This window comes from Rhodoferax sp. (assembly GCF_011391645.1).
Taxonomy (GTDB): domain Bacteria; phylum Pseudomonadota; class Gammaproteobacteria; order Burkholderiales; family Burkholderiaceae_C; genus Rhodoferax.
In genome coordinates this window covers 1-4,368 of record NZ_JAABQC010000145.1, presented here as the reverse complement: position 1 = coordinate 4,368, position 4,368 = coordinate 1, and the positions used below count along the sequence as shown (strand labels likewise).

Below are 4,368 nucleotides of genomic sequence, written 5' to 3'. Positions count from 1 at the left end.
ACAACCAAAGCGTTCGTTGACTATTTTGGCAACTTTGGCTACGCATTCGCCCGCGTGCAGGCCTTGCCCGAGATTGACCGCGTCAATAATCGTGTGGCCCTGGTGCTGCAGGCCGACCCTTCTCGCCGCGCCTACGTGCGCAACATCAACGTGGCAGGCAACACGCGAACCCGCGATGTGGTGGTGCGCCGCGAATTCCGCCAGCTGGAATCATCCTGGTACGACGGCGAAAAAATCCGCAAGTCGCGTGACCGGGTCGACCGCTTGGGCTACTTTGGAGAGGTGGCCATTGAAACCCAGGAGGTTCCCGGCGCACCCGATCAAGTTGATCTGACCATCAATGTGGTGGAAAAACCCACGGGGAGCCTGAGTCTGGGGGCTGGATACTCCAGCGGTGATGGCCTGGGTCTGTCATTTGGTTTGAAGCAGGAGAATGCCTTTGGCTCCGGCAACTCGCTGGGCATCCAGGTGAACACCAGCAAGATCAACCAGGTCCTGGTGCTGAACACCACCGATCCTTACTTCACGGCAGATGGTGTGTCGCGAACGCTTGATCTCTACCATCGCAACAACAGCCCTTATCAGGACCAGGATTATTACAAGTTGATCACCACGGGCGCGGCTATTCGTTTCGGTGTGCCTTTCTCTGAAACCGACACTGTGTTTTTTGGCCTTGGCGTGGAACAAACGACCATTGAAGAAGGGACGCAACTGCCAGAGTCCTACCGGGAATTTGCCGAGGAATACGGCTACACCACCACCGCGGTGCCGTTCACGGTGGGTTGGTCGCGTGACAGCCGTGACAGTTCCCTGGCGCCCAACAGCGGGCGTTATCAACGCGCCAATGCCGAGTGGTCTTTTGCCGGGGATGTCAGGTATCTGCGCGCCACCTACCAGTTCCAGCAGTACGTGCCCCTGACCAAGCAGTTCACCGCAGCCATGAATTTTGAAGTTGGCGCGGGTGCCTCCGGCAGCGATAAAACCTACCCGGTCTTCAAGAATTTCTTTGGTGGCGGCCTCGGGTCCGTGCGTGGCTTCGAGCAGGGCAGTCTGGGGCCGGTGGACATCACCGGCACCAATGTGGGCGGCGATAAAAAATTCAATCTCAACATGGAAATTCTGGCGCCGTTTCCCGGAGCTGGCAACGACCGCACTTTGCGCCTGTACGGGTTTTGGGACATCGGCATGGTGGCTGGGCCTGATCAGGGCCTGCCCATCATCAACGCCAATGCCAACGAGGTGCGCTCGGCTGTGGGCGTCGGGATCAGCTGGATTTCGCCGCTGGGGCCGCTGCGCCTCGCTTTTTCAAAGCCGGTACGCTCGTTTGATAACGATAGAATCGAGAATGTGCAATTTCAGATTGGGACCAGTTTCTAATGAACTATTTTTTACGTCAAATTTGTGTCGTCACGTTGTGCAGTCTGTCTGTCATGTCTGTGTCAGCGCAGGATTTGCGCATGGGCTTTGTCAGCACCGACCGGGTTCTCAAGGAAGCCAGCTCCGCCAAGGTCGCCCAGACCAAGCTTGAGCAGGAGTTTTCCAAGCGCGAGAAAGACCTTGTGGACCAGGGCGCAAGCATCAAGTCGCTGGCTGACAAATTTGAGCGCGAAGCACCCACTTTGCCCGAAACCCAGCGCCAGTCCCGCCAGAAGCAGCTGCTTGAACAAGATCGAGATTTTCAGAGGAAGCGCCGTGAGTTTCAGGAAGACCTGAACGCGCGCAAAAATGAAGAGCTGCAACTGGTAATCCAGCGTGCCAACAAGGTCATCAAAGACCTTGCCGTGGCCGAGAACTATGACTTTATTTTCCAGGATGCGGTGTATGTCAATCCCAAGCACGACATCACTGACAAAGTCATCAAAGCGCTCAATTCCGCGCCGGCCAAGTAAACCGAGTTCGAAGGCTAGAGGCCTGTGACCCTGCGTTTAGGTTTTATTGTTGAAGCGCTGGGCGGCGAACTGCATGGCGATGCGAATCTGTCGATTGATGGCTTGGCGCCCCTGGAAAGCGCTCAGGCCGGGCAACTCAGCTTCGTCAGCCACGCCAAGTACCAGAGCCAGCTGGCTGTGTCCCATGCCTCGTGCGTGATTGTCGGCCCGCAGTTTCAGGCCCTGGCCAGCACGCGTGGCGCCTGCATCGTCACCGATCAACCCTATTTGTACTTTGCCCGTCTGACGCAGCTCTGGAAGAAAACGCTGCCGGAAGCACCCGGACCCCTGATTCATCCCAGTGCCGTGGTGGATCCCCAAGCGCAGGTTCACCCTACTGCGCGCATCGGTGCGCTGTGCGTGGTCGAGGCCGGCGCCGTGATTGGCGCGCAGACCGTGCTCAAGTCACGCGTCACGCTGGGCGAGGGCTGTGTGGTGGGTGAGCGTTGCATCATCCATTCTGGGGTGGTGATTGGCGCGGACGGTTTTGGTTTTGCCCCCAACGCCGGCGCCTGGGAAAAAATTGAACAACTCGGTGCCGTGCGGATCGGCAATGATGTGGAAATCGGCGCCAACACCTGCATCGACCGCGGTGCTTTGCAAGACACGGTGATCGAGGACGGTGTCAAGCTAGACAACCTGATCCAGATTGCCCACAACGTGCACATTGGCAAACACACGGCCATGGCCGGCTGTGCCGGTGTGGCGGGCAGTGCCACCATTGGCGCCCATTGCACCGTGGGCGGCAGTGGCAATGTGCTGGGCCACCTGACGCTGGCCGACGGCGTCCATATCTCTGCGGGCTCCATGGTGATGCGCTCCATCAGCAAGCCGGGTCTCTATACCGGCATCTTTCCGATCGACGACAACGCGAGTTGGGAAAGGAATGCGGCGTCGCTCAAGCAATTGTCCAGCCTGCGCGATCGCATCCGTGCGCTCGAGGCGCAACTCAAATCCAGACAAGATTCAAACTAAGGACACACCCCATGGATATTCACAAGATTCTCACCAAATTGCCGCATCGCTACCCGTTTTTGCTGGTCGATCGGGTGCTCGAAATTGACAAGGGCAAGTCCATCAAGGCGCTGAAAAATGTCACCATCAACGAGCCGTTTTTCCAGGGCCATTTTCCGTATCGTCCGGTGATGCCGGGCGTGCTGATGCTTGAAGCACTGGCCCAGGCAGCTGCCCTGCTGGCTTTTGATGCCATGGACTCCGGCGCCACCGAAGACACGGTGTATTATTTTGCCGGCATGGAGGGGGTGCGCTTCAAGCGACCTGTTGAACCCGGTGACCAGTTGATCCTGGAGGCAACGCTGTTGCGCTCAAAGTCAGGGATTTTCAAGTTCCAGACGCGTGCCTTGGTCGATGGCACAGTCGTGGTGGAGGCAGAACTCACCTGCGCCTTTCGCAAGATCGCCTGAGGAGGGTACCGCCGTGACCGCCATCCATCCCACCGCCCTGGTTGATTCCGCTGCCGAGCTTGACAGTTCGGTCACCGTGGGTCCCTACACCATCATCGGTCCTCACGTCACAATTGGCGCCGGTACCACCGTTGGACCGCATTGTGTGCTCGAGGGCCACACCACCATTGGTTGTGATAACCGTATTTTCCAGTTTGCCTCGCTGGGAGCGATACCGCAGGATAAAAAGTATGCGGGTGAGCCATGCGAGCTGGTCATTGGCCACCGCAACACCATCCGCGAGTTTTGCACCTTCAACATCGGTTCGCCTGGCGATCAGGGTGTGACCCGGGTGGGCGACGACAACTGGCTGATGGCTTATGTGCATTTGGCGCATGATTGCCAGGTGGGCAACAACACCATTTTTGCCAATAACTCGACCCTGGCCGGTCACGTTCACGTGGGTGACTGGGCCATTCTGGCCGGATTTACCATGGTGCACCAGTTCGTCAGAATCGGCGCCCACAGCATGACGGCCATCTGCTCGGTGCTGTTGGCCGACCTGCCGCCCTTTGTGATGTGCCAGGGGCAGCCGGCGGCGGCGCGCTCGATGAACTATGAGGGCTTGCGCCGCAGGGGTTTTTCGCCCGAGCGCATCAGCGCCGTCAAAGCCATGCACAAGGCACTTTACCGCGAAGACTTGACCCTGCAAGCGGCGCAGCTTCGGATCGCCGACTTGATTCAAACGCACCCTGAGTCTCTGCCCGATGTGCAGATGATGCTTTCCTTTCTGGAACAAACGTCACCCCAGCGCGGCATTGTTCGCTAGCGCGATGCGAGAGTCATGATGCGCGCAGCGCTGGTGGCGGGTGAAACTTCTGGCGACTTGCTGGCGGGTTTGCTCCTTGACGGCATGATCCAGCGCTGGCCCGGCTTGCGGGCCACCGGCATTGGTGGCCCGCAGATGGCGCGGCGTGGTTTTGAGGCCTGGTGGCCGCACGACAAGCTGTCAGTCCACGGCTTTGGCTGGGAAGTGC

The 4,368-nt window shown here is 58.6% G+C and carries 5 protein-coding genes and 1 pseudogene; all 6 read left to right on the top strand.

Translation table 11 applies throughout. The features are described from left to right. On the top strand, positions 1-1,377 hold a 1,377-nt coding region (bamA, locus tag GPS82_RS13350; protein ID WP_296495529.1), incomplete at its 5' end, for an outer membrane protein assembly factor BamA. 53 nt (positions 1,378-1,430) lie between these two features. After that, positions 1,431-1,889, top strand: a complete 459-nt coding sequence (locus GPS82_RS13345; protein WP_296495528.1) for an OmpH family outer membrane protein — start codon at positions 1,431-1,433, stop codon at positions 1,887-1,889. 24 nt (positions 1,890-1,913) lie between these two features. Then, positions 1,914-2,903, top strand: coding sequence for a UDP-3-O-(3-hydroxymyristoyl)glucosamine N-acyltransferase (gene lpxD / locus GPS82_RS13340; protein WP_296495526.1), 990 nt, complete (start codon positions 1,914-1,916; stop codon positions 2,901-2,903). A gap of 11 nt (positions 2,904-2,914) precedes the next feature. Continuing rightward, positions 2,915-3,352, top strand: a complete 438-nt coding sequence (fabZ, locus tag GPS82_RS13335) for a 3-hydroxyacyl-ACP dehydratase FabZ (RefSeq protein ID WP_296495524.1) — start codon at positions 2,915-2,917, stop codon at positions 3,350-3,352. A gap of 13 nt (positions 3,353-3,365) precedes the next feature. Further along, complete coding sequence (gene lpxA, locus GPS82_RS13330) at positions 3,366-4,160, top strand: acyl-ACP--UDP-N-acetylglucosamine O-acyltransferase (protein ID WP_296495522.1); 795 nt, start codon at positions 3,366-3,368, stop codon at positions 4,158-4,160. Between the two features lie 18 nt (positions 4,161-4,178). Then, positions 4,179-4,368: pseudogene (locus GPS82_RS13325) on the top strand (lipid-A-disaccharide synthase); the annotation flags it as partial.